A 738-nucleotide genomic window follows, 5' to 3' on the forward strand; every position below is an offset into this window, starting at 1 on the left:
CTCGGAGAGGGGTATAAGAGCCAGGTCCCGCCGGCGGACTGAGTGTCCAGGACACGCCGCATCGCCCCGCGCGATTGCGGCGTTTCTTGGACACTCGATGGGGGTCCCGGCGGCGCGGACGCGGTGCCGGGGCGTGTGGGACACGCGCCGGCGGGAGCGCCCCTCCGCGCCGTGTCAGGCGACGAGCTTTCGCTGCCACACCCCGAAACGATTGCCGGCCGGGTCGGCGAGATGGGCGAAGAGGATCGCCCCGTTGTCGACGAGCGGCCGCACGGTCTTGGCACCCTGTTCAGCCGCCGCCTGCAGGGTGGCGTGGATGTCGGCGACCTCGACGTAGAACACCGCCCACGCTTCCCCGCCGATCTTGCGCGCCGCGCCCGGACCCCGCGACTCGTACCGCACGCATCTCACCAGTCCGAGTCGGTCGAGCCGACGCATCATCCGGTGGAGGGTCTGCGCGTCGGGCTGCATGGCGCCGCGCGACATCTCGCGCACGCTCTCCTGCACGTCACCGACCCACTGCGGCCGGCTGCTCAGGGCGAGCATCGCGAACACCGCCAAGCTGGCTTTGACATGTCCGTCCGCCCACGTCTTGCACGCGTACTCGACGAGACGGTGCTCCTCAGAGGTCAGCATCCGCAAATCCGTTGCGCGCAACCGAGGCGAACGCGTGGACGAGGAGCCCCACGCTCCACAGGCCGATCATCCACCCAAGCCCACCCCCGCGCGCACCCGCCC

Annotated in this window: 1 protein-coding gene; it reads right to left on the reverse strand. The window is 70.7% G+C overall.

Annotated elements, in window-relative coordinates:
* Nucleotides 1-174: 174 nt before the first annotated feature.
* Nucleotides 175-636: a VOC family protein gene (locus tag NS220_RS18925; protein WP_058625477.1), complete on the reverse strand. Its 462-nt coding sequence runs from the start codon at nt 634-636 to the stop codon at nt 175-177.
* Nucleotides 637-738: the final 102 nt, after the last annotated feature.

Origin of the sequence: Microbacterium testaceum (genome assembly GCF_001476655.1) — a bacterium.
Taxonomy (GTDB): domain Bacteria; phylum Actinomycetota; class Actinomycetes; order Actinomycetales; family Microbacteriaceae; genus Microbacterium; species Microbacterium testaceum_C.